Source organism: Anaeromyxobacter oryzae (genome assembly GCF_023169945.1).
GTDB lineage: Bacteria > Myxococcota > Myxococcia > Myxococcales > Anaeromyxobacteraceae > Anaeromyxobacter > Anaeromyxobacter oryzae.
Window position 1 is genome coordinate 1,011,536 of record NZ_AP025591.1, and the last position, 23,456, is coordinate 1,034,991.

Genomic DNA, 23,456 nt, shown 5'->3' on the forward strand with positions numbered 1-23,456 from the left:
TTGGGTGGCGAGAGACGCTTCCGCCCCCGCCACGCCACCGCGGAAAGGAACTCCATGGGCGCGCTCGTCGCCATCCTCCAGAGCGATCCCAACCTGATGCGCTGTCAGGTCGACCGGCTCAAGTCCCATGTCTCGCTGCAGGACGGGGACGTCGCGCCGGATGCGTACGGCTTCGCTTACTACCAGGCCGGGAACGTGCTGCTCGGGAAACGGCCCAGCGGGGCGTCGCACCTGCTGTCCTTGCCGGAGCTCGTCGGACGGATCGAGTCCGAGGCGCTGGTCGCGCACGCGCGGCGCGCGACGATCGGGAAGACGAAGGACGAGAACACGCACCCGTTCCGCTACCGGAAGTGGGTGTTCGCCCACGACGGGACCATCGAGGGCTTCGACCGCGTCCGGCCGCGGCTCGTCGCCACGCTCCCGGACCACCTCCGCCGCTCGATCATGGGCGACACCGACTCCGAGGTGGCGTTCATGGCGTTCGTGAAGCTCCTGAAGGACGAGAACGCCGTCGACGACCTCGAGCTCGACGCGCAGACCGCGGGGCGCGCGCTCGGGCGGACCGTGAAGCAGATCGAGGCGCTGTGCCGCGAGGTCGGCGCGCAGAAGCCGTCTCGCCTCAACTTCGTCGCGACGAACGGCCGCGTCCTCGTGGCGACGCGCCGCGGCGGCCCGCTCTTCTACGCGCTGCTCGAGGGCATCGTTCCGTGCGCGCTGGACGAGATCACCGTGGACACGCCCGAGAGCGATCCGCGCGTCCGCCCGCACCGCCGGGTGAAGGCGGTCTGCTTCGCCTCGCGGCTCGCGGCGCCGAACGGGTTCATCGAGGTGCCGGACGGCAGCGTCGTCTCGGTGAGCCGGACGCTCCAGGTCTCCGTCTCGTCGCTGAACGTGTCGTAGCGGGCGCCCCGGCGGCGAGGCGCCGCCGCCGAAGCTAGACCAGCCCCCACGGGCGCGGGAAGAACAGCTCCTGCCACGTGGCGAGCGCGAACCGGTCCGTCATGCCGGAGAGCCAGTCGGTGACGGCGCGCTCGACGGGCTCTCCGTCCCGGCGCACGACGCCGTACCGTGCGGCGAGCCGCGCCGGGTCCTCGAGGCACCAGACCCAGAGGTCGCGCAGGATCCGCTGCGCCTTCACGAACTCGTCGTGCACGACCGGGTTCTCGTAGACGCGCGCGTACAGGAAGTCGCGGAGCGCGAGCAGCGCCGCGTGGACGTCCGGCGTCATCTCGATGTGGCCGCCGCCGTCGAGGTCCGAGCCGTGGATCACGTCGTGGACGAGGGTGCGGAACCACGCGGACCGGCTGTCGCCGAGCACCCTCCGGATCCCGGCGGGCACGTCGTCCGCGCCGAAGAGCCCGGCGCGGAGGGCGTCGTCGAGGTCGTGGTTCACGTACGCCACGATGTCCGCGATGCGGACGATCTCGGCCTCGAGGGTGAGCGCCTTCTCACCCGAGCCCCTGAGTAGGACGTTCCCCCTGCCCTTCGAGTGGCGGAGGATCCCGTCGCGCACCTCCGCGGTGAGGTTCAGGCCGCGGCCGTCGTTCTCCAGCACCTCGACCACGCGGACGGACTGCACGACGTGGTGGAAGCCGCCCGGCACCACCTCGTTCAGGACCCGCTCGCCTGCGTGCCCGAACGGCGTGTGGCCGAGGTCGTGACCCATCACGATCGCCTCGACCAGCATCTCGTTCAGCCGGAGCGCCCGCGCGATGGAGCGCGCGACCTGTGCGACCTCCAGCGTGTGGGTGAGCCGGGTGCGATAGTGGTCGCCGCGAGGCGCGAGGAAGACCTGCGTCTTCCCGGCGAGCCGCCGGAACGCCTTGCAGTGGATGAGCCGGTCGCGGTCGCGCTGGAACACCGGGCGCTCGACGTCGGGCTCCTCCGGGCGCTCCCGCCCGCGGCTCCGCGACGACCGCGCGGCGCGGGGGTGCAGGGTCTCGTCCTCGAGCGCCTCCAGCATCTCCCGGATGGATCCGCGCATCGCCGCTCCCGCCGTCGGCGCGCCGCCTTCGCGCGCGCTCCCTTCGTAGCGCCACGGCGCCCGGCTGTCACCCGTAGAAGCTCGCCTCGAGCGTGGCGATGAAGAGGTTCGAGAGCGCGTGCACCACGACGGGGGCGGCGACGCTGCCGGTCCGCTCGCGGAGCCAGCCGAAGAGGAGGCCCGGGAAGAAGGTCGCGAGCCGCCAGGGCTGCAGCACGACCAGGTGCCCGGCCGCGAACAGCACCTGCGTCCACAGGAAGCCCGCCCCGAGCCAGGCGCCGAGGACGGAGACGCCGGAGGCGGGCGCGCCTCGCGCCCACGAGGTCTGCATCCACCCCCGGTAGAAGAGCTCCTCCGGCAGCGCCACCACGAGCACCTGCACGACGACGAGGACGGCGAGGCGGTCCGGCAGGCGCGGCGCGAATCGCGGCGTGCCCGCGTACGGCGCGAGCGCGCTCGAGAGGCCGCGCGGGAGGTGCGGCAGGATCTCGGCGTACGCCCAGAACGCGGCGCCGAACAGCGGGAAGATCAGCGCGCAGAACAGGAGCCCGCGGGCCGCGCCCCGGCCCCACGCGCGCCAGGTCCGGGGGTCCGCGGCGCCGTGCCAGGGCAGGCCGTAGTGGTCCCACCCCTCCCCGCGCGCCCGCAGCCGCGCGTCGGGCAGCGCGATGAAGAGGAACGCGGCGACGCCGGCGAGGTTCCCGCCGAGTAGGCCCGTGGGATCGACGAGCGACAGCAGCTTCGCGGCCGTGAGGCCGAGGACCGCCTTCGCCCAGGTCGACGCCAGCACGCGCGGTGGATCGGGCGGCGCGGGCGCGGGCGGCGCCGCTGCGTCGGGGCGAGGTTCGGGCACGTCCCCGCTTCGCATGCGGCGGCGCTCCCGTCAACGACACGTCGCCGGATGTGCGACGCGCTCCGACCTCGCGACCGAAGCAGGCAAGCGGCTGGGTGCACCGCTGGTGTACGTGCTACGCTCCGAGCGAGGCCACCCATGAACCCAGCACGCCCGACCGTCCGTCGCCGGCTCGTCGCACGCCTGTTCCCGCTCCTGGTGGCGCTCGGCGCCTTGCCGCTGCTCGCGCCCACCTGCGACGGCAGCCAGCCGGGCCTGAAGACCTTCTCCCGCGGCTCGCTCATCATCCCGATGGACGTCTGCTACCAGTACATGACGGACGGCGTGAAGAGCGGTTACACGCCGTTCGCGTGCCCGCAGGCGCCGGATCCCGGGGACGTGATCAAGGCGTACGGCCTCGTCTACCAGCTCATCCGCAACAACATCGCGGTGTACTGGGTCATCAACCCGACGAAGACGGCCGTGACCGGTACCGACCTCGCCATCCAGTACGACGGCGGGTTCCCGGTCCTCCGCTACGACTGGGCGAGCGGCGGGAGCGGCACCGCGCCGACCGCGCAGCACGTCGTACGCTACCTCGGCGGCCCCTTCGTCGTGGACGGCACCGACGCGGCGCGCGCGTCGCAGGTGCTCCAGCAGTACAAGGCCACGTTCGGCGCGGTGCGCGTCCACGTCTCGAACGTCGCGTTCCAGGGGAACGTGGCGAAGACCATGGCGGGCGGCTGGAGCGCCGGCGGGACGGTTCCGCCGAAGCTCGCGCTGCTCGACATCGGCAGCTCGGGCGCGGGCGCGAAGAACTCGGAGATCGTGATCCAGGGCTATCTCCAGCGCGCGGGCCTCGACACCCCGGGCGCCGCGGGCACGGCCACCGGGACGCACGGCCAGATCTACGACCGGCTCTTCATGTCCGACTTCCTGCCGGACGCGAGCGGCGACTGGAAGACGACGAACCTCTACAAGAACGGCTACCAGGTGCTCTGGGTTCCGCACTGGGCGGCGCCGAGCTCCTGCAGCGACTGCCCGCCGGGCGCCTCGTGCACCTGCGCGAACAAGTACTCCGCCGCGACGATCGCCCAGGCTCTCCAGACGATCGGCGCCTTCTCGGTGGCGGGCAAGGACGTCTTCGCCGAGTGCGCCGGGCTCGGCAGCTTCGAGGGCGTGTTCAGCAGCACGTCCACGACGAGCACGTACGGCAGCACCTACCAGTCAGGCGCGGCCAACACGCACTTCGAGACCCAGGCGCCGACCGGCTTCTGGATCAACAAGACGACGAGCTCCGCGTACCTCTGGGGCAACTTCGCCTCGCCGCTCATGCAGCTCGGCGACTACCCGTTCATCCCGCGCGACGGCGCGATCCAGAACTTCAAGGCCTCCGCGTACAAGGCCGAGACCACGCGGCTCATCTCCGACTCGACCGACAATACCTACGACATCTTCACCCTCGTGCCGGGCACGGCGGCCCACGGGACGGTGGTGTACCTGGGCGGCCACAGCTACTCGGGGAGCGACGGCGCGTTCGAGGTGGGCGGAAGCCGCCTCGTCCTCAATACCCTCTTCAACCTCGGCGCGAGCTGCGTCGCGAGCGGCGTCGCCTGCAACACCGGCAAGCTCGGCGTCTGCGCGCAGGGCGTCATGGCCTGCGACGCGCAGGGGCAGGCGATCTGCAAGCAGGTCACGGCGGGCTCCGCCGAGATCTGCGACGGCCTCGACAACGACTGCAACGGACTGGTGGACGACGGCCTCGACGAGGGCTGCTACGACGGCCCCGTCGCGACGCGGAACGTCGGCCTCTGCCGGGACGGCGTCCGCTCGTGCAGCCGGCGCGCCGACGGCAGCTACGCCATGAGCGCGTGCACGGGCCAGCTTCTCCCGTCGGACGAGGTCTGCAACGGCCTCGACGACAACTGCAACGGGAAGGTGGACGAGGATCCCGTCGACACGACCAAGGGCCTCTCCCAGGCCTGCTACACCGGGCCGACCGATACCGTCGATCCCGCGACCGGCGTGCCGCTCGGCATCTGCAAGGCGGGCCTCCAGTCCTGCAGCGCCGGCACCTGGGGGGCCTGCCAGGTCTGCGGCCCGGACGCGTGGACGGACCGCAGCAACCCGGCGTACGCGAGCTGCGAGATCCTCCCGCAGGCGGAGCTCTGCCAGGCGGACGGCGCCGGGAACCAGGTCGACATGAACTGCAACGGCGCCGTCGCGGAGACCTGCGGCTGCGTGCCCGAGACGTCGAAACCGCAGTCTTGCTACGACGGTCCGCCGGCGACGGCCGGCGTGGGGAGCTGCCGGAAGGGGACGCAGACCTGCGTCGCCGTCGGCCAGTGGAGCGCCTGCCAGGGCGAGGTGCTCCCGCAGAAGGAGATCTGCGGGAACGGGGTCGACGACGACTGCAACGGGATCGTCGACGACCCGGTGGTCTGCAACACCTGCCCCGCCCCGGCCGATCCGGCCCGCGTCTGCTACGTGAACGCGGACCACTCCGCGCCGCAGGGGCTCTGCGCGAACGGCGTCCGGAGCTGTGCGGACGGCATCCTCGGCGCCTGCGAGCAGATGATCCTGCCCGCGCCGGAGATCTGCGACGGCAAGGACAACAACTGCGACGGCCAGGTGGACGAGAACCCGGACACGCTCTGCATGGCCGGCTTCACCTGCGTGCACGGCGTCTGCATACCGCGGACGTGCGGCGTCGAGTCGCCCTGCCCCGATGGCTACGCGTGCCAGGGCGGCGCGTGCGTCCGCTCGACGTGCAACGGCGCGACGTGCGCCGACGGCCAGATCTGCGAGTTCGGCGCGTGCGTCGATCCCTGCGCGTCGGTGAAGTGCGGCGCGGGCTCCACCTGCGCGAGCGGCGCGTGCTCCGGCGGCGGCTGCTACTTCACAGGCTGTGACCCCGGCCTCGTCTGCCGCAACGGCGCGTGCGAGGCCGACCCCTGCGCCGCCCTCACGTGCCCGAGCGGCACGTTCTGCCGGGCGGGCGACTGCGTCCAGGCGTGCACGTTCGTGACCTGCGCCGCGGGCCAGCGCTGCGGCGGCGACGGGTTCTGCGTCCCGGACCTCTGCACGGGGAAGAGCTGCCCGCCCGAGCAGACCTGCGTCGACGGGACGTGCCAGGCCGATCCATGCCTCGGCATCGCCTGCGGCCAGGGCCAGGTCTGCGACGGCGGCAGCTGCGTCGACGACCCCTGCGCCGCGATCACGTGCCCCGCCGGCCAGTGCCTCCGCGGCCAGTGCTACGCGGCGGGCACGCTCACCGCGTCGCCGAAGCCGGACGAGCCGTCGTCCTCGGGCTGTGGCTGCGGCTCGGGCGCGGGGAGCCCACTCTCGGCGCTGCTGCTCCTCCTCGCCGCGCCGCTCGCGCGGCGGCGCCGGCGCCCGGCGGGCGGCGGCCGCGCCACGGGCGTCCTGGCCGTGCTGCTCCTCGCGACGGCCCTGATCGGCGCGGGGTGCCAGAAGGCGTCCGATCCGTTCGATCCCACGAAGTGCGCCGAGACGTGTGGCGAGCAGCGGTGCGTCGACGTGCTGTCGGATCCCGTCCACTGCGGCCGCTGCGAGACGGCCTGCGGCGCCGGGCAGATCTGCGTCGACGCGACCTGCGGCCCGGCCACGGCGGTGGCACCGTTCATCAAGGCCGTGACGCCCGCCGCCGCGGCGAAGGGGAGCACCGCGCCGGTCGCGCTCACCGGCGAGCGGTTCGCCGACGGCGCCACGCTCCGCCTCGTCTCGCCCCGCGGGACGAGCACAGTCGCGGCGCAGGTCCAGGACGCGGGCCACCTCACGGCCGTCCTCGACCTGTCCGACTCGCCCACGACGTCGCTCGACCTCCGGGTCGTGAACCCGGATCACGTGATCTCGAACGCGGCGCAGTTCGACGTGATCACGCCGACGCCCATCGTGAACGCGGTCACCCCGGCGACGATCTCCGCCGGCGCCGCGCAGTCGCTCGCGGTGACCGGGAGCGGCTTCATGCCGGCGAGCCAGTGCCGCGTGAAGGGGGCCCGCCTCGCCGAGCAGGCGCTCCCGACCACGCCGGCCTCGGGCACCGCCCTCACGTGCACGTTCGACACCGCCGGGCTCGCGCCGGGCGCGTACGAGCTCTGGGTCGTGAACGAGGGCACGCTCGCCTCCAACCACTTCGCGCTCGCGATCCAGAGCGCCACGCCGCACCTCGACGCCGTGAACCCGTCGACCGGCCAGCCCGGCGCGGTCGTCGCGCTGTCCGTCGTGGGCACCGGGTTCGACCTCACGAGCGCGGTCCTCTTCGACGGCACCGCGCAGCCGACGACGTACCTCGATCCCGGACACCTGCTCGTCCAGCAGCTCACCCTCCCCGCCTGCGCGAGCACCTGCTCGTCCAGCGTGGCGGTCCGGAACGCGTCCGTCACGTCGAACACCGCGCCGTTCGTGGTCGCCGCGACCGCGCCCAAGGCGGACAACCTGAGCGTCGCGCCCTCGCCGCTGTACCAGGGCGACACCGCGACGCTCACGTTCACCGGCAGCGGCCTCGCCTCGGCGACCGGGATCTCGGTCCTGCCGCCGGTGGGCGCCGCGCTCGCCGCGTCCCTCTCCGGGACGCCCACCGCGACCGAGGTGAAGGGCACCCTGTCGCTCTCCGGAACGCCGGACGGGCTCTACTCGGCGCAGGTCGTCTTCCCGGGGGGCGTCACGTCCTCGAGCTTCCAGTTCCGCGTCCTCTCGAACGTCGCGGTCCTCCGCTCGGCGACGCCGGCGGGCGGCAAGCAGGGCGACGTCGTCTCGACCACCCTGACCGCCTCGAACCTCCGCGAGCCCCGCGCCTCGATCCGCGTCGTCTTCCAGGGGCCCGGCGCGGCCGGCCCGGCGCGCACGCTCGTCCCGACCTCGTTCGCTCCCGCGGCGCCCTCGCTCCCGACGACCGTGGTCGTCCCCCTCGACCTCCGCGGCTTCGAGACCGGCACCTACGCGCTCTCGGTCGTGAACCCCGGCGCCGCCGCGTCCAACGCCGTCTCGTTCAGCGTCACGCCCGGCCCGCCGACGATCACCGCGGTGTCGCCGGCCTGCCTCGTCCAGAGCGACTCGCCGGCGACGGTCACGATCACGGGGACCAACTTCGCCGCCGACGCGAGCGGCGCGCCGGTGTCCCAGGTCATGATCACGTCGACGGCGCTCGGCGGGAGCTTCGTCGCGCTTCCCGCGTCCGCGGTCGTCACGGTGAAGAGCGCGACCGAGATCCAGGTCCTGCTCGACACGCGCGACGCGGTCGTCGATCCGTCCGCGGGCTACACGATCTACGGCGTCGCGGTGTGGAACCCGCCGGGGCCGCAGCAATCGAACTCCGATCGGAGCCTCAAGATCGGAAACGCCTGCCCGTAGAGCGGGGCGCGCCGTCGGGACCTCCCCTCTCCCCGACGTGCAAGGGGCAGGGTGAGGCTCGTTCGTGCTCCCTCTCCCCCACCGGGGGAGACGGCCGGTGAGGGCTTCGATCTCGCTTCCTTCGTTCGTACTCCCTCTCCCCCACCGGGGGAGAGGGCCGGGGTGAGGGGGCTCGATCGCAGAGGCGAGATGGCTCCTACGCCGCCGGCGGCGCCCCGACGGCCTTGCCCACCAGGGCCACCGCGTTCGTCGGATCGAACGGCTTCTTCAGGATCTCGTCCGCCCCGAGCCGGTGATACATGTCGAGCTCGCGGTCGCTGATCCGCGACGACATCAGCACGAGGTAGGTCTTCTTCCAGTGCGGGTGCGCCTTGAGCAGGCGGCAGACGTCCGCGCCGTTCAGCTTGGGCATGTAGATGTCGAGGAGGAGCGCGTCGGGATCGGCCGACGCCATCTTGCGGAAGACCTCCTCGCCATCCCCGGCCGTGACGACCTCGTACCCGGCGTCCTCGAACGCGGACGTGAGGGCGTCGATGATCGCCTGGGAGTCGTCGACGACGAGCACGGTCTTCCGGTTCGACATCCTGTCGGGCGTTATACTCCAACCACCGTGGTCCGTGAACCTGCGGTCGCCGGCAGCTTCTACACGGGCGGCGCCTCCGCGCTCGCCGTCGAGGTGGACGCCTTCCTCGCCGGCGCCGGGCCGGCGCGCGCGCAGGCGCTCGGGATCGTCGCGCCGCACGCCGGGTACGTCTACTCCGGCGCGGTCGCCGGCGCGGTCTTCGGCCGCGTCGACGTGCCGGCGCGCGTCATCGTCCTCGGCCCCAACCACACCGGGCTCGGCCGCGCCCGCGCGGCGCTCTACCCGGAGGGCGCGTGGCGCACGCCGCTCGGAGAGGTGCCGGTCGACCCCGGCCTCACCCGTGCGCTCGCCGCGGCGCCCGGCGTGAGGCCCGATCCGCTCGCCCACCTCCGCGAGCACGCGCTCGAGGTCCAGATCCCGTTCCTGCAGCGGGCGCGGCCGGAGGGCCTCTCCATCGCCGCGCTGTGCCTCGCGCACCTGTCGTACGACGAGTGCGAGGCCCTCGGCGGCGCCGTCGCGGACGCGGCCCTGGCCGCCGGCGCCCTCGTGGTCGCGTCGTCGGACATGAGCCACTACATCCCGGCCGAGGCGGCTCGCGCCGCCGACGGGCGCGCCATCGAGCGGATCCTCGCGCTCGATCCCGAGGGGCTCTACGACGTCGTGCACGCCGAGGAGATCTCGATGTGCGGGATCATCCCGGCGACGGTGATGCTCGTCGCGGCGCGGGCCCGGGGGGCGACGCGCGCCGAGCTCGTCCGGTACGCGAACTCCGGCGACGTGACCGGCGATCACCGGCACGTCGTGGGGTACGCGGGGATCCTCGTGGCCTAGCGGCGGCGCCGCCGGAGCCCGAGCGCGAGCAGCGCGAGGAGCGTCGTGCCGGCGAAGCCGGGGCCGGTGGCGCAGCCGCCGTGGCTGCTGCTGGGGCCGCCACCGCCGCTGCCGCTCGTGCTGCCGGCGGGGTAGAGCGTGCAGACGCCATCGACGTCATCGGGTGAAAGCGTCCGCTTCTTCGTCTCGACGGGTTGCTCGTACGGGTACATCGTGACGTCCGCCATCGCGGCGGTGCACGCGATCCCCTTGCTCGGCTCGCAAGGATGCGCGAGCCCGATGAAGTGGCCGATCTCGTGGGTGAGCGTGTTCTGCAGGTCGTAGTAGACGCAATCGGCCTGGCCGTAGCTGCTGCACGTCGCCGCCGGGGCAGCGCTCGTGTAGCAGGTGACGTAGATGCCGTTGGTCACGTTCGTGTCGATGGCGCCGGTGCCTCCGTTCCAGTCGACGATCTCGGTGTCCGAGTCGAGGATGGTCCCGTTCGTGGCGTTGTACGACACGCTCGTGAGCGCGAGCGTGCTCCTCCCGGCGCCGCCCTCGTCGTCGAAGCAGCCGTACTTGTTCCCGCAGGTGGGCGGCACCGCCTGGAAGCAGGGGTCGCTCACCGCGCTCGGGTTCTGGGAGCACCAGCCCTGCCGGAAGAGGACGACGTGCTCGGAGGTATCCGCGCCGGCCTTGATGGAGGACGTCACTCCACCATAAGTGAACGACAGGTTCGTGCAGGCCGCCGTGTCGCCCGGATGCGTCGCGCCCTGCCACGTCGCGAAGGACGCCTTCGCGACGTCGATCGCAGGGCCGGACGCGTCGCCGGGCTGGCAGCTCGGGGCGGCGTTCGGCTGGGACGGGTTGATCTTCCAGGTGATGCTCGGGGTGGGCCACTTGAGGCACAGCTTCGGCGTGCCGACGCACGTCTGCACGAACGCAGCCGCCGGGGTCGCGGCAGCGGCGAGGATGGCGACCAGGGTCGCTCTGAGCGCGGTCACCGGGCGCCTCGCACGCGCCGCTCGAGGTCGGCGACGGACGTCGGTGCGATCAGGGCCTCTCCGGCGCGGAGCGCCTCCGGCCGCATGTCCTCCTGGTGCACCGCCGGCTGCGCGCTCGTACCCGCGACCGTCCACTTGCCGAGGGCGAGTCCGTTCACGCCCCAGGCCCCGGGGCGGCGGGCGAGGAACACGACGACGTCCTCGCCCACCTCGAACGTGGGCGCGGCGTCGACGTACTGGCCGAGGTCGCCGACGACGCCGCCCGGCACCGTGACCGTGACCGTCTTCCCCGCGGCGCCCTTCCACGTGCTCGTCACCGCGATGTCGACGTCGGTGACGATGCGGTCGCTGCCGGGGGCGAAGCGCGACGTCTTGCGGAGGACGGTCCCGCGGACGACCGCGTCGGAGGTCCGGGCCGCCTCCTCGACCGTGGTGGCCTTGAACAGCGCGGCCGCGGCAGGGGCCGCCGAGAACAGCGAGAACAGGACGAGAACCGAGGCGAGCGCTCGTTGCACGCCGCTATCGTAAACATGTTATGGGTGCGCCCGCCATGGCCACACCGCGTGTTCGTTTCGCCCCATCCCCAACGGGTTACCTGCACATCGGCGGTGCCCGGACGGCCCTCTTCAACTGGCTCTGGGCGCGCCGCACCGGCGGCAAGTTCGTGCTGCGCATCGAGGACACCGACCGTGAACGCTCCACCCAGCAGGCGGTGGAGGCGATCATCGAGGCCATGAAGTGGCTCGGCCTCGACTGGGACGAGGGGCCGGACATCGGCGGGCCGCACCCGCCGTACTTCCAGACGCAGCGCCTGGACCTCTACAAGCGGCACGCCGAGAAGCTCGTCGCCGAGGGCAAGGCCTACGCCTGCTACTGCACGCGCGAGGAGCTCGACGTGCAGCGCAAGAAGGCGGAGACGGAGAAGCGCCAGTTCCGCTACCCCGGCACGTGCCGGAACAAGCCATACGATCCCTCGAAGCCGCACGTGATCCGGTTCCGGGTCCCCGAGGTCGGGGCGACCAGCTGGAACGACCTCGTGAAGGGCGTCATCTCCACGCCGCACGACACCCTGCAGGACGAGGTGATCCTCCGCGGCGACGGCATGCCGCTCTACAACTTCGGCGCCGTCGTGGACGACATCACGATGGAGATCAACCTGGTCGGCCGCGGCGACGACCACGTGAACAACACCGCGCGGCAGATCCTGATGTACCAGGCGCTCGGATACCCGGTGCCGACGTTCGCGCACTTCCCCATGATCCTCGGCGCGGACAAGGCGCGGCTCTCGAAGCGGCACGGGGCCACCAGCGTCACGGCCTACCGCGACATGGGCTACCTGCCCGAGGCGGTGGTGAACTACCTCGTCCGCCTCGGCTGGTCGCACGGCGACCAGGAGCTCTTCACCCGGGACGAGCTGATCCAGAAGTTCGACCTGAAGGACGTCGGGGCGACGGCGGGCGTGTTCAACCCCGAGAAGATGGCGTGGGTGAACCACGAGTGGCTGAAGAAGCTGCCCGACGACGAGCTCGCGCGGAAGGCGCTGCCGTACTTCCGGGCGGCGGAACTGCCCGCGGAGGACGACGCCAAGCTCCGCCACGTCTGCGCGGTCGCGAGGGAGCGCGCGAAGACCTTCGGCGAGTACGTCCAGCAGTTCCGCTACTTCTACGCCCCGCCCCAGCTCGACCCGAAGGCGAAGGACAAGTTCCTCACGGCGGAGACGAAGCCGGTGCTGCAGGCGATCCGCGACGGGATCGCCGCGCTGCCCGCGCTCGAGACCGCCGCGCTCGAGAAGCTCTTCCACGGCACCGCGGAGGCGCGCGGGGTCGGGCTCGGCAAGGTCGCGCAGCCTGTCCGCGTGGCGCTCACCGGCGGCACGGCGTCCCCCGGGATGTACGACGTCGTCCAGATCCTGGGGAAGGACGAGACGCTGAAGCGGCTCGACGACGCGCTGCGGCTCGTTCCGTAGGGCTCCCCGTTGCGGCAACAGGCCGCTTGGCGGTCAGCGGCTGTTGCAGCAGCATGCCTCCTTCTCGCTCGGAGGGAGGCCCCCATGCGTCTCGTCGCCGCCGTCGTCGCCCTGCTCGCCGCAGGTTGCGCCACCTCACCCGCCGTGGATCCCTCGGTGCGGCTCCGCCCCGAGACCCGCCCCGAGTGTGCCGCGCACTGCGAGCAGCTCGGCATGCGCCTCGGGGCCGTGGTGCTCATCAAGAACGCCGCGGGGTGCGTTTGCCAGCCGCGCGAGGCGCCGCCGGCGCAGGGAACCGCTGCGCCACCCGCGTCCGAGCCCCGGGCGGAAGTCGAGGGTGGCGGCGCCGCCGTCACGGGCGGCGCGCTCGTGATCGCCCTCGAGGAGGAGGCCCGGCAGCGGAATGCGACCGCGGGCCAGCCCCAGCCGACGACGCACACGCCGCCCTCGTGGTCGAGCCCGGGCGGCTACCACCACTAGCCGCGACGCAGACGGAACCGAGCTCTGGCGCCGCCCTCCACGGCGGGGTCCGGGGCGAGCAACCGAGGTTGCGAGGGCGGCCCCGCTGGGATACCACCTGACCTCGCATGAGCGACGCCCGCAAGCCCCAGAACTTCATCGCGGACATCATCGAGGCGGACCTGCGCGCCGGCCGGAACGGCGGGCAGGTGGTCACCCGCTTCCCCCCCGAGCCCAACGGGTTCCTGCACATCGGGCACGCGAAGTCGATCCTCCTGAACTTCGGGCTCGCGAAGGCGTACGGCGGCCGCACCCACCTCCGCTTCGACGACACGAACCCGGTCACGGAGGAGACGGAGTACGTCGAGGCGATCGAGAACGACGTGCGCTGGCTCGGGGGCGACTGGGGGAGCCACCTCTACTACGCCTCGGACTACTTCGAGCGCATGTACGAGTGCGCCGAGCGGCTCGTCCGCGAGGGGCAGGCGTACGTCGACTCGCAGACGCAGGAGCAGATCCGGGAGGCACGCGGCAGCTTCGAGCGACCGGGCGTGAACAGCCCGTTCCGCGACCGGACGGTGGCGGAGAACCTCGACCTGTTCCGCCGCATGCGCGCGGGCGAGTTCCCCGACGGCGCGTGCGTGCTCCGCGGCAAGATCGACATGAGCCACCGGAACGTGCTCATGCGCGATCCGCTCCTGTACCGGATCCGGCACGCGAGCCACCACCGGACCGCCGACCGCTGGTGCATCTACCCGATGTACGACTACGCACATCCGCTCGAGGACGCGTTCGAGGGCGTGACCCACTCGATCTGCACGCTCGAGTTCGAGTCGAACCGGGAGCTGTACGACTGGGTGCTCGACGCCCTCGGGCCGTGGGATCCCCGGCCCCGGCAGTACGAGTTCGCGCGCCTGGCCCTCGGCTACACCGTGATGTCGAAGCGGAAGCTCCTCCAGCTCGTGCAGGAGAAGCGCGTCTCCGGCTGGGACGACCCGCGGATGCCGACGGTCGCCGGGATGCGCCGCCGCGGCGTCACCCCCGAGGCGCTCCGCGACTTCGCCGACCTCATCGGCGTCGCCAAGAACAACTCGCTCGTGGACATCGGGAAGCTCGAGTTCGCCATCCGCGGCGACCTCGAGGGGCGCTCGCCGCGCGCCCTCGCCGTCCTCGCTCCGCTGCCGGTCACGATCGCGAACTGGCCCGCGGGGAAGGTGGAGGAGCTCGACCTGCCGTGGTGGCCGGGCGAGCCCGCGCGCGGCGGGAGCCGGAAGGTGCCGTTCTCGGGCCAGCTGCTCGTGGAGCGGGACGACTTCGCCCTCGAGCCGCCGGCCGACTGGAAGCGCCTCGCGCCGGGCCGCGAGGTCCGCCTCGCCGGCGCCTACGTGATCCGCTGCGAGGAGGCCGTCCGCGGCCCCGGCGGCGAGGTCGTCGGGCTCCGCTGCACCTACGATCCGGCCTCGCGCGGCGAGGGCGCCGGCGCGCGGAAGGTCTCGGGCACGGTCCACTGGGTGGACGCGGCCCGCTCGATCCCGGCGGAGGTCCGGCTGTACGACCGGCTCTTCGCGGTCGAGCAGCCGGACGCGGAGCCGAGCTTCCTCGACACGCTGAACCCGGACTCCCTCCAGGTCGCAAAGGGCGCGCGCACCGAGCCGGCGCTTCGCGACGCGGCCCCGAGCGCCCGCTACCAGTTCCTGCGGCAAGGTTACTTCTTCGCCGACCCCGTCGACTCGCGCCCCGGCGCGCCGGCCTGGAACCGCACCATCACGCTCAAGGACACCTGGACCGCGAAGGCGGCGCAGAAGACCCCCGACGCGCGGAAGGCGCGCGAGCGGAAGGAGCCGCCCGGGGCGCCCGCCGCGCCGCGGAAGACCCGCGCCGAGTTCCGGGCCGAGGCCCGCGCGGAGAACCCGAAGCTCCTCGCGCGCTACACGTTCTACCTGAAGGAGCTCGGCCTCTCGCAGGACGAGGGGGACCTCCTCACCGGAGACGTCGCGACGGCGGCGTACTTCGACGCGGCCCTCTCCGGCGCGGCGAAGCCCGCGTCGGTCTCGAAGTGGCTGCTCAACGACCTCGCCGGCCTCGCCGGCGATCGCGCCCTCACCGCCCTCCCCCTCTCCGGCGCCGCGTTCGGCCGGTTCGTCGCGCTCGTCGACCAGGGCCGGCTCACCGCGGGCGCCGCGAAGACGCTCCTCGCCGATCTCGTCGCGTCGGGCGGCGAGCCCGAGGCGCGCCTGAAGGCGCTCGGCCTGGAGAAGGTCGAGGACCGGGGCGCGGTCGACGCGGCGATCGCGAAGGTCCTCGCGGCGCAGCCGAAGGAGGTCGAGCGCTACCGCGCCGGCGAGAAGAAGCTCCTCGGCGTGCTCCTCGGCGCGGTCATGAAGGAGACCGGCGGCGCGGCGGACGCGGCGCTCGTGCGGAAGGTGCTGACGGAGCGGCTGGGGTAGGCCGGGTCGCTCCCGTCAGGGCACCGCGACCCGCACGCGGACGGCGCCGGCGTCATCGGTCCAGGAGATGGTGAGCGGGTCACCGCCGGCGGTGAAGCTGGTCACCACGCCGCCGGTCTCGAGCGGCGCCATCGGGTGGAACCCGGGGTCCCCGGCGTAGACGGTTCCCCAGCGGTGGAAGATGAAGCGGTCGACGCCCTTCTCCCGCTCCACGAACACGACCTTCCGCCCGACGATGACCGGTGACCGGACCGTCGCTCCGGCTCGCCCATCCGACAGCGACACCGGCGCGGACCATTGGCCGGACGCCATGTCCCATTCCCGGGCCAGCACGCGCCCGCCCTCCACCCACGCGACGAACGGCGCGTATGACGAGCCGCCGTCGCCGCCCACCGCAGGCTCGGAGGCGCCCGCCGCCGGGTCAGCATTCAGGACGCCACCGAGGGTGCTCCAGACGTCCGGCAGAGTCGGCCGGTTCGGCAGATACGCACGCACGTAGAGCCGCGCGACGCCGTCCGGGCCGGTCTCGACGAGAGCGACATGGTACCAGCTCGCGGCCGAGTCAATGACCGAGCCGTCGACCGCGACGTTCGCGGGCGGGGTCAGCGTAAGCGACGCAATCGTACGCGTCGAGTCGAACCCCATCATGCGGAACACGCGCCGGCCGTTGTCGAGCTCGGTCCAGGCCTGGGCAAAGCCATCGAACGTCCGCACGAGCCGCACATCCGCGCTCGCGGATCGCGTCACCGCCACCCCCGCGCCCGCGCTCGTGCGGACGGTGACATCGCCGCCCGCGGCCGGTTCGAGCCAGAGGAGCGAACATCCGGTCGAATCCGAGTAAGCGCGTACTTCCGTCGCGCCTGACGCGACGAGCGTATCGGCCAGCGCGAGCGGCTGGGCACCCTGCGCCTGGAGGAGCTCGATCCGGCCCGGCGTCGCGTCGCCCGCGAGGCTCCGGCGAGCGATCTCGAGGGAGTCCGGCAACACGTCATAGGAAGGTGCCGGCACGGTCCGGGCGCTCACGATCTCGGGCCCGAGCGCCGACGTCACCGAGCGGATCGGGCCCTCGCCGAACGGCGCGCGCCAGCCCGGCAGCTCGACCGTGCAGGTCTGTGGCGGGGCGGGCGGGACGCCGGCGAGGTTCATCACGGTGCGCGTCACGTCGAGCGTCCAGGGGCCGGGGAGGGCCGGCACCACCTGCGCTGGCTTGCACGCGATCAGGTCGGACGCGACCTGGACGCAGGTCGACGTGTCACTTCCCCCGACGTAGCGGACGGGCTGATCGAAGCGCGCCTCCACGAGAAGCGACGACGGCGCGGTTGCCGAGACGGTACAGCCGAGGAGCGCGGGAGGCGCGTTCCTGACGAAGACCGTGAACTGCGGAGCGTGTACGAACCATTGTGGTGCCGAGAGCGTCAGCGCGTAGGAGCCATCCGGAACGGTCGTGGTGTCCCACGCGAGTGAGCCGCGACGCGCAACCGTCCCGATGGGGTTCCCGTCCAGGAGCACCGTCAAGACGTCCGGCCCGAACTCCCACCAGACGCCGATCTGCGCCGTGCCGGAGACGTCCGGTCGCGAGATTTGCCAGGAGACTTCCACCGTCGGCGATCCCCACGAGTAGGTCCGGAAGTCGTTGGCGAGCGGATTCCCCGCGAGGTCGCGAACGGCGAGCCGCAGCTCGGCGTATCCCAACGTCCGGAGATCCGAGTTCGTGCGGATCTCGATCCGACGGCCGTCCGGCGAGAGGGTCACGAGGGTGGGAACGGCGCTCCGCGTCGGGCCGGAGGTGAGGGTCACCGTCTCGCCGGTCACCGTCGCAGGGTCGAGCGGCTCGTCGAACGTCGCGGTGACCGCGAACGGCTCCGTCGAGTAGACCAGCCCCTCCCGCGGTGAGAAGGTCACGGAGGGAGGCGTCACGTCCCAGATCAGCTCGAGCGGCGCGCTGTCCTGTGCCGACGCGCCGCGATAGACGCGGGCGTGCACGCGGTGCGCCCCGACCGTCGGGAGCTTCACCGGCACCTCCTGGCCGACCGGGGCCGTGCCGGGCAGCTCCAGCCCGTCCACGAACAGGAGCGCACGGTCCACGCCGTGCGTCTCGACCCGGACGGTGGGGGCGACGTTCGAGACGGACCGTACCGCGACGAGCCGGATTGCCGGCTCGGACTCCGCGAGCGTGCAGCCGGACATCGCGACGAGTGCGACAGCGAAGGCGAACGAGCGCGAGTACATGGCGAGCCCCCTCACGGCGTCACGTCCACGGCGAGGCCGATCCACGGGAGGACCTCGGCGCGATGGACGCTGTAGGCGATCCCGGCGTCGAGCGCGCCGCGCCCGAGCCGGTACCGCCCGGCGAGGGCGAGGAGCGCGTCCGTCTCACCGGCCGCCCGGGAGAACCAGCTCTCGGTCACCGCCGAGATCCCGTGCGCGACCTCGACCGTCCCGCAGACCGCCACGCCGACGTCGCCCAGGTTCGCGAGCCGGTTCGCGCCCCCGAACGTCGGGCCCGCGTACACGGTGAGATGGGCCCTGGGTCTCCCGACGGTCAGCGTCGCGGAGAGGTAGGCCGCGGTCCGGCTCCCTTCGCCCCACGCGCCGTGCACGCCGCCGGCGACGTGGACCCAGTCGCCGAGCGCCAGCCCGGTGCGGACCGAGCCCTGGACGTTGGAGCCGTACGCCCACGCATGTAGCGCCGGTATCGTCGACCCGACGGAGACCGTCACGTGATCCCCGATGCCGGCGGACGCCGAGACGTCGACGACGTTCGCGGCGGACAGCTGGACCTCCCCGCTGCGGAGCAGATACCCAGACGGCGCGGCGAGGTGACGCGGCGCCGGCCGGAAGGGACGCGGCTCCTCGCGCATCGGGATGACCTGCGCCACGTCCGTCTCGGCGAGCGCGCGCCGGCCGCCGGCGTTCTCGACGACGAGCCCCTCGGGACCGCGCTCGACGACGCGGCCCGCGACGACGCTCCCGTCCCGCAAGACCACCTGCACCTCCGGTGCGTCTCCGGCCGCGACCGCGCCGTGCTTGGCGACGTCGTGGAGCAGGCCGAGCACCTCGTCGAGCTTCAGGACGTGCACCTTCCCGGCCTCGTCGCGGACCGAGACCTTCCCGCCCGCGACCACGATCACGTGCCCGCGGACCGTCCGGCCGTCGCGCAGGACGACCACGCCGTCCTGGCCGTCGGCGACGGGATCGAGCGGCGCCGATGCCGGCGTGGCCGGAGCGGCAGCGGCGGCGGTGGCTTCGAGTGGCGCGGCAGGCGGCGCCGGGACCGCGGCGTCGGCAGCGGGCTGCGAGGCGTCGACGGTGGGCGCGTCCGCGAGCATCGCGAGCGCGCCGACCACGAGCAGGCTGACCATCGGTTCCCCTCCGGGTGGTCGCCCAGAGAACCACGTTCACCGACGGTCCGTAAAGGCGGGAAACCCCTCGCGCCGAGTCACCGCGGACCCGGGCCGTCCTCGCGCGCCGCGCCGGGCCTCTTCACGCGGCGAGCGCCGGCGCCTCGACCTCCGCGCGCCGCGCCGGCCGCCAGAACCGCCACGCGAGGGCGATGGTCGCGACCTGCACCGCCGCGACGAGGGCGACGCACGCCGGCCAGCCGCCGACGCGCCACGCCGCGGCCGGGAGCACGCCGCCGGCAGCGCCGCCGAGGTAGTAGCAGGAGACGTAGAGGCCCGACGCCGCACTCCGCGCGTCCTCCGGCGCAGCCGTGCGGAGGAACGCGGTGGACGCCGCCTGGCTCACGAACGCCGCGGTGCACGTCGCCGCGAGCCCGAGCTCGATCCACCAGACCGCGTGCGCGAGGGTCAGCGCGCCGCCCACGACGGCGGCGCCGAGCGCCGTGGAGATCGCGCGGCGCGAGCCGACGCGGTCGATCCACCGCCCCGCGAACGGCGTCACGAGCGCGCCGACGAGGTAGACGACGAAGATCCAGGAGAGCGCGGTCGCGCCGAGCCGGAACGGCGGGCCGGCCAGGTAGAACGTGACGTACGTGAACGTCGCGACGAGCGTGAACAGCACGTTGAAGCCGACCGCACAGGTCGCGAGCAGCCGGGGCTCGGTGACGAGGAGGTCGAGCCGGAGGCCTGCGGGGGACGCCGCTGGACGCCGCTGCGGCGCGCGGGCCCGGGGGAGCGCGCGCGACGCGGCGAACGCCCCGACGGCGGTGAGGACGCCGAGCAGGACGAACGAGGCGCGCCACCCGCCCCAGCGCACCGCGAGACCGGACAGGACCCGGCCGGTGAAGCCGCCGATGACGTTCCCGGTCACGAGCGCCGACATCGCGCGGCCCAGCCCCCGGGCCGGCCAGACCTCGGCGATGTACGCGACCGCGACCGCGTACGCGCCCGGCACCACGAGCCCCTGCGCGAAGCGCCACGCGACGAGCGCGGGCACGCTCGTCGACGTCGCGGCGAGCAGCGTCGGCACCGCGAGCGCGAAGAGGGACGCGACGATGACCCGCCGGTGGCCGAGCCGCGCAGCGAGCGCACCCGCGAACGGCGCGGCGATCGCGACGGCGATCGTCGGCGCGCTCACCGTGAGCGCGGCCTCCGCCTTGGAGACGCCGAAGACGCGCTCCAGGAGCGGGAGGAGCGGCTGGGTCGCGTAGACCGACAGGAAGGCGCAGAAGCCGGCGAGGCCGACGCCGATCCGCGCGGCCGCCCAGGAGCGGTCGTCCGGCGTGCCGGCGCCGGGCGGCGGGGGAGGAGCGAGGGGCACGGCGAGAGGATGAGGCGGCGCCGTCCATACGTCCAATATATCTTGGCTCTCAAACCGAGACGTTTGGAGTATCGATCGATGGAGCTCCGCCACCTCCGCTACTTCGTCGCCGTCGCAGAGGAGCTGCACTTCGGCCGCGCCGCCGCGCGCCTCGGCATCGCCCAGCCGCCGCTCAGCCAGCAGATCCGCCAGCTCGAGGACGAGCTCGGCGCCGAGCTGCTGGTGCGGGCGCGCCGGCGCGTGGCGCTCACCGAGGCGGGCCGGGTGTTCCTCGCGGAGGCCCGGGGCATCCTGCAGCGCGCGGCGGCCGCCGTGACCGCGGCCCGCCGCGCCGCCCGGGGCGAGACCGGCTCGCTCGCCGTGGGCGTCGTCGCGTCCGCGACCTACGGCCTCGTGCCGCGCGTGTTCCGCACGTTCCGGGCCCGCCACCCGGACGTCGCGGTCTCGCTCGCGGTCATGAGCACCGGCGCCCAGGTCGCCGCGCTGCGCGCCGGCCAGATCCAGCTCGGCCTCGCGCGGCCGCCCTTCGGCGACGAGACCCTCGTCGCCGACGCGCTGGTCGAGGAGCCCGTCGTCGCGGCGCTCGCCGCGGACCACGCGCTCGCCGCCCGCCGCGCGCTGCGGCTCCGGGCGCTCGCCGCAGAGCCGTTCGTGCTCTTCCCGCGCGACCGCCGGCCAGGCTGGTACGACTTCGTCCTGGGCGTCTGCCGCGGAGCGGGTTTCCAGCCCGTGGTCGGCCAGGAGGCGCCGGATCTCGCGACCGCGATGGCGCTCGTCGCCGCCGGGCTCGGCGTCACGCTCGTCCCGGCGTCCGTGCGGGACCTCCGGCGCGAGGGCGTGGCGTACCGACCGCTCGGCCCGCCCGCGCCGCGCACGACGCTGCTCGCGCTGCGGCGACCCGGCGATGCACTGCCGGTCGTCGACCGGTTCCTCGCGGTGGCGCGGGAGGTGCTCCGCGGGGCGGGCGCGCGGCGCCGCGCGACGGCGGCGTCGCCGCACGCGCGCTCGCGGTCGAGGCCGTAGGCGCGCCCGGCGGGACACTCCGCCGCACGCGGAGTCAGCTCACCGCGCGCGAAGGGGTCAGTTGCGGCATCTCGCGCCGCCAAGGGCGGGTTTCCCCAAAGGCCCGCTCGACGGTGTTCTCCGCACGGTGCTTCAGCTCTGGGTCTCGGGGCCGGAGATCACATGACGGAACGCTCGGCGAAGCTCGTGTTCTGGGTGGGGACGGTCGCGTCGCTCGCGCTGTTCCTCGCGCTGACCCTCGACACCCACCGCCACTTCGATGCGCTCACGCACGCCGATCGCCTGGACGAGGCGGTCGTCACCGGGAAGCGCGCGTTCGAGCGGCACAACTGCAACGACTGCCACACCATCCTGGGCTTTGGCGGCTACTACGCCCCGGACCTCACGCGTGCCTACACGCGCGTGGGCGAGGAGACGATCCGGGCGCGCCTCGAGCGTCCGGAGCTGGTGCTCGCGTCGTCGTGGCGGAAGATGCCGCAGCAGCACGTCCCTGCCGCGGAGGTGACCGCCCTCGTCGCGTTCCTGCGCTGGGTCTCGGCCATCGAGAACAACGAGTGGCCGCCGCAGGACTCCGAGAACCGCTGGAAGGCGTCCACCCGCCGCCTGATCGCAGGCGCCGCTCTCTCGCCAGGCGCGGCGCTCGTCCAGCAGGAGAACTGCCTCGCGTGCCACGCACTCGGCGACAACGTCGCGCGCGTCGCCCCGCGGCTCGAGTGGATCGGTACACGTCGGGACGTCGCCTGGATCGCCGCGTACGTCGCCGACCCGCAGCGCCTCGCCCCCGGGACGTCGATGCCCGCGTATGACGCGCTCCCGGCGGCGCAGCGCCAGGCCATCGCCGAGTTCATCGTGAGCCTCGCCCCGAACCGCGGGAGGGAGCCGTGACGTACCAGAGCCAGCGGGTGGCCTACCCGTACTTCGTCGTGGCGCTCCTCCTGTTTGCGCTCCAGCTCGTGCTCGGGCTGTGGATCGCCTTCAACTACTGGTTCACGGTGCCGCAGGCGATCGTCGACGTGTTCCCGTTCTCGACCGCGCGCGCGATGCACACGAACCTGCTCGTGCTCTGGCTCCTGCTCGGGTTCATGGGGGCGACGTTCTACGCGATCCCCGAGGAGACGCAGTCCGAGCTCGCGTGGCCGAGGCTTGCGATCGTGCAGCTCGTCCTCCTGGTGGCCACGGGCGTCGTCTCGCTGGTGGGGTTCCTGTTCGGCTGGACCCAGGGGCGCCCGCTGCTCGAGATCCCGCGGCCCCTCGACTTCCTGATCGTCGCCGGCGCGCTGATGTTCCTCGGCAACGTCGGGATGACCATCCTGCGAGCGCGGCGGTTCACCGCGACGCAGGGGAGCCTCCTCGGGGGCCTGGTCTTCCTCGCGCTGATGTATCTGTTCGGCATCCCCTTCTACCGGAACCTCGCCGTCGACTGGTACTACTGGTGGTGGGTCATCCACCTGTGGGTCGAGGGCGCGTGGGAGCTCGTGGCCGCGGCGCTCGTCGCGTTCATGATCATCCACCTCACCGGCGTCGACCGGCGGGTGGTCGAGAAGTGGCTCTACGTCGAGCTCGGCCTGTTCCTGTTCACCGGGATCGTCGGGACCGGCCACCACTACTACTGGCTCGGCGCGCCGAAGTACTGGCTGTGGGCCGGGGGCGTCTTCTCTGCGCTCGAGCCGCTGCCGATCGCCCTCATGCTGCTCGACACCTGGAATCACATGCGCGAGAGCCGGCGGCCACTCAGGCCACGACTCACCTGGGTGTTCCTCTTCGGCATGGCGGTGCTGCACTTCGTCGGCGCCGGCGCCTTCGGCTTCGCGCACACGCTCCCGCAGATCAACTACTACACGCACGGCAGCCAGGTGACCGTCTCGCACGGCCACCTCTCGTTCTACGGTGCGTACGTGCTCCTGAACCTGAGCTTCTTCTATTTCGCCATGCCGCGCCTCAGGCGCTTCCCGACGGACGAGTACCGCTCCACCCTGGGACACTGGGGCTTCTGGGTGATGAGCATCTCGCTCCTCGGGATGAGCCTCGCGTTTGCGATCGCAGGCGTCCTGCAGACGTACCTCGAGCGCGTGCAGGGCCAGGCCTACATGGTGGCGCAGCAGCCGATGCGCTTCTGGATGCTCGTCGTCTTCCTGCACGGCATCGGCGTCCTCGCCGGCGCGGGGCTGGCCATCGTCCACCTGCTCACGCTGAAGCCGGCACTCGCGCGGTAGACGGTCCTCGCGCGTCGCTTCGCAGGGATCGTGCGCCGCC

17 protein-coding genes are annotated in these 23,456 nt (G+C 72.8%); 9 read left to right on the forward strand and 8 right to left on the reverse strand.

What is annotated here, in order from left to right; translation table 11 throughout:
- The first annotated feature begins 54 nt into the window (after window positions 1-54).
- The gene (locus AMOR_RS04360) at window positions 55-900 is read left to right on the forward strand and encodes a class II glutamine amidotransferase (protein WP_248358798.1); all 846 of its coding nucleotides are present in this window, start codon (window positions 55-57) and stop codon (window positions 898-900) included.
- Window positions 901-934: 34 nt separating this feature from the next.
- Here the strand turns inward: AMOR_RS04360 and AMOR_RS04365 are convergent, their stop codons facing one another.
- Both AMOR_RS04365 and mrtX read right to left on the reverse strand, forming a co-directional pair.
- On the reverse strand, window positions 935-1,984 hold the full coding sequence (locus AMOR_RS04365) for a deoxyguanosinetriphosphate triphosphohydrolase (protein ID WP_248358800.1): 1,050 nt from the start codon (window positions 1,982-1,984) through the stop codon (window positions 935-937).
- A gap of 67 nt (window positions 1,985-2,051) precedes the next feature.
- Complete coding sequence (gene mrtX / locus AMOR_RS04370) at window positions 2,052-2,837, reverse strand: myxosortase MrtX (RefSeq protein ID WP_248358802.1); 786 nt, start codon at window positions 2,835-2,837, stop codon at window positions 2,052-2,054.
- A gap of 138 nt (window positions 2,838-2,975) precedes the next feature.
- Between mrtX and AMOR_RS04375 the strand changes: the two genes are divergently transcribed.
- The gene (locus tag AMOR_RS04375) at window positions 2,976-8,189 is read left to right on the forward strand and encodes a MopE-related protein (protein ID WP_248358804.1); all 5,214 of its coding nucleotides are present in this window, start codon (window positions 2,976-2,978) and stop codon (window positions 8,187-8,189) included.
- 196 nt (window positions 8,190-8,385) lie between these two features.
- Here AMOR_RS04375 and AMOR_RS04380 read toward each other — a convergent pair whose 3' ends face one another.
- The gene (locus AMOR_RS04380) at window positions 8,386-8,772 is read right to left on the reverse strand and encodes a response regulator (RefSeq protein WP_248358806.1); all 387 of its coding nucleotides are present in this window, start codon (window positions 8,770-8,772) and stop codon (window positions 8,386-8,388) included.
- A gap of 27 nt (window positions 8,773-8,799) precedes the next feature.
- On the opposite strand from AMOR_RS04380, the gene amrB reads away from it, so the two are divergent.
- Window positions 8,800-9,603: an AmmeMemoRadiSam system protein B gene (gene amrB, locus AMOR_RS04385; RefSeq protein WP_248358808.1), complete on the forward strand. Its 804-nt coding sequence runs from the start codon at window positions 8,800-8,802 to the stop codon at window positions 9,601-9,603.
- Here the strand turns inward: amrB and AMOR_RS04390 are convergent.
- Entirely contained in the window at window positions 9,600-10,586 is a 987-nt protein-coding gene (locus tag AMOR_RS04390; RefSeq protein WP_248358811.1) for a matrixin family metalloprotease, read from the reverse strand. The two genes, amrB and AMOR_RS04390, sit on opposite strands and share 4 nt — an antisense overlap.
- Entirely contained in the window at window positions 10,583-11,101 is a 519-nt protein-coding gene (locus AMOR_RS04395; RefSeq protein WP_248358814.1) for a hypothetical protein, read from the reverse strand. The genes AMOR_RS04390 and AMOR_RS04395 overlap by 4 nt, the downstream gene beginning before the upstream one ends.
- Before the next feature lie 35 nt (window positions 11,102-11,136).
- On the opposite strand from AMOR_RS04395, the gene gltX reads away from it, so the two are divergent.
- The 3 genes from gltX to AMOR_RS04410 all read left to right on the forward strand — a co-directional run bounded on the left by gltX (window position 11,137) and on the right by AMOR_RS04410 (window position 15,458).
- Window positions 11,137-12,552 carry a glutamate--tRNA ligase gene (gene gltX, locus AMOR_RS04400; protein ID WP_248358817.1) on the forward strand — a complete coding sequence of 472 codons (1,416 nt, stop codon included), beginning with the start codon at window positions 11,137-11,139 and terminating at the stop codon, window positions 12,550-12,552.
- An 84-nt stretch (window positions 12,553-12,636) separates the two neighbouring features.
- Complete coding sequence (locus tag AMOR_RS04405) at window positions 12,637-13,032, forward strand: hypothetical protein (protein ID WP_248358819.1); 396 nt, start codon at window positions 12,637-12,639, stop codon at window positions 13,030-13,032.
- A gap of 107 nt (window positions 13,033-13,139) precedes the next feature.
- Window positions 13,140-15,458, forward strand: coding sequence for a glutamine--tRNA ligase/YqeY domain fusion protein (locus tag AMOR_RS04410; protein WP_248358821.1), 2,319 nt, complete (start codon window positions 13,140-13,142; stop codon window positions 15,456-15,458).
- A gap of 15 nt (window positions 15,459-15,473) precedes the next feature.
- On the opposite strand, the gene AMOR_RS04415 is transcribed toward AMOR_RS04410, so the two are convergent.
- The 3 genes from AMOR_RS04415 to AMOR_RS04425 all read right to left on the reverse strand — a co-directional run bounded on the left by AMOR_RS04415 (window position 15,474) and on the right by AMOR_RS04425 (window position 20,180).
- Window positions 15,474-17,687, reverse strand: coding sequence for an Ig-like domain-containing protein (locus AMOR_RS04415; RefSeq protein ID WP_248358823.1), 2,214 nt, complete (start codon window positions 17,685-17,687; stop codon window positions 15,474-15,476).
- An 11-nt stretch (window positions 17,688-17,698) separates the two neighbouring features.
- On the reverse strand, window positions 17,699-18,820 hold the full coding sequence (locus tag AMOR_RS04420) for a hypothetical protein (RefSeq protein WP_248358825.1): 1,122 nt from the start codon (window positions 18,818-18,820) through the stop codon (window positions 17,699-17,701).
- A gap of 121 nt (window positions 18,821-18,941) precedes the next feature.
- Window positions 18,942-20,180, reverse strand: a complete 1,239-nt coding sequence (locus tag AMOR_RS04425) for an MFS transporter (RefSeq protein WP_248358826.1) — start codon at window positions 20,178-20,180, stop codon at window positions 18,942-18,944.
- 78 nt (window positions 20,181-20,258) lie between these two features.
- On the opposite strand from AMOR_RS04425, the gene AMOR_RS04430 reads away from it, so the two are divergent.
- The 3 genes from AMOR_RS04430 (at window position 20,259) to AMOR_RS04440 (ending at window position 23,416) form a co-directional block, all read left to right on the forward strand.
- Window positions 20,259-21,203 carry a LysR substrate-binding domain-containing protein gene (locus AMOR_RS04430; protein WP_248358828.1) on the forward strand — a complete coding sequence of 315 codons (945 nt, stop codon included), beginning with the start codon at window positions 20,259-20,261 and terminating at the stop codon, window positions 21,201-21,203.
- A gap of 162 nt (window positions 21,204-21,365) precedes the next feature.
- On the forward strand, window positions 21,366-22,088 hold the full coding sequence (locus tag AMOR_RS04435; RefSeq protein WP_248358830.1) for a c-type cytochrome: 723 nt from the start codon (window positions 21,366-21,368) through the stop codon (window positions 22,086-22,088).
- Complete coding sequence (locus AMOR_RS04440) at window positions 22,085-23,416, forward strand: cbb3-type cytochrome c oxidase subunit I (protein WP_248358832.1); 1,332 nt, start codon at window positions 22,085-22,087, stop codon at window positions 23,414-23,416. The genes AMOR_RS04435 and AMOR_RS04440 overlap by 4 nt, the downstream gene beginning before the upstream one ends.
- The last annotated feature ends 40 nt before the right edge of the window (window positions 23,417-23,456 follow it).

Coding starts and splice junctions, on each gene's coding strand:
- AMOR_RS04415 (WP_248358823.1), bottom strand. CDS start 17,687: ATGTACTCGCGCTCGTTCGCCTTCGCTGTCGCACTCGTCGCGATGTCC.
- AMOR_RS04360 (WP_248358798.1), top strand. CDS start 55: ATGGGCGCGCTCGTCGCCATCCTCCAGAGCGATCCCAACCTGATGCGC.
- AMOR_RS04420 (WP_248358825.1), bottom strand. CDS start 18,820: ATGGTCAGCCTGCTCGTGGTCGGCGCGCTCGCGATGCTCGCGGACGCG.
- gltX (WP_248358817.1), top strand. CDS start 11,137: ATGGCCACACCGCGTGTTCGTTTCGCCCCATCCCCAACGGGTTACCTG.
- AMOR_RS04410 (WP_248358821.1), top strand. CDS start 13,140: ATGAGCGACGCCCGCAAGCCCCAGAACTTCATCGCGGACATCATCGAG.
- AMOR_RS04430 (WP_248358828.1), top strand. CDS start 20,259: ATGGAGCTCCGCCACCTCCGCTACTTCGTCGCCGTCGCAGAGGAGCTG.
- AMOR_RS04375 (WP_248358804.1), top strand. CDS start 2,976: ATGAACCCAGCACGCCCGACCGTCCGTCGCCGGCTCGTCGCACGCCTG.
- AMOR_RS04405 (WP_248358819.1), top strand. CDS start 12,637: ATGCGTCTCGTCGCCGCCGTCGTCGCCCTGCTCGCCGCAGGTTGCGCC.
- AMOR_RS04435 (WP_248358830.1), top strand. CDS start 21,366: ATGACGGAACGCTCGGCGAAGCTCGTGTTCTGGGTGGGGACGGTCGCG.
- AMOR_RS04380 (WP_248358806.1), bottom strand. CDS start 8,772: ATGTCGAACCGGAAGACCGTGCTCGTCGTCGACGACTCCCAGGCGATC.
- AMOR_RS04365 (WP_248358800.1), bottom strand. CDS start 1,984: ATGCGCGGATCCATCCGGGAGATGCTGGAGGCGCTCGAGGACGAGACC.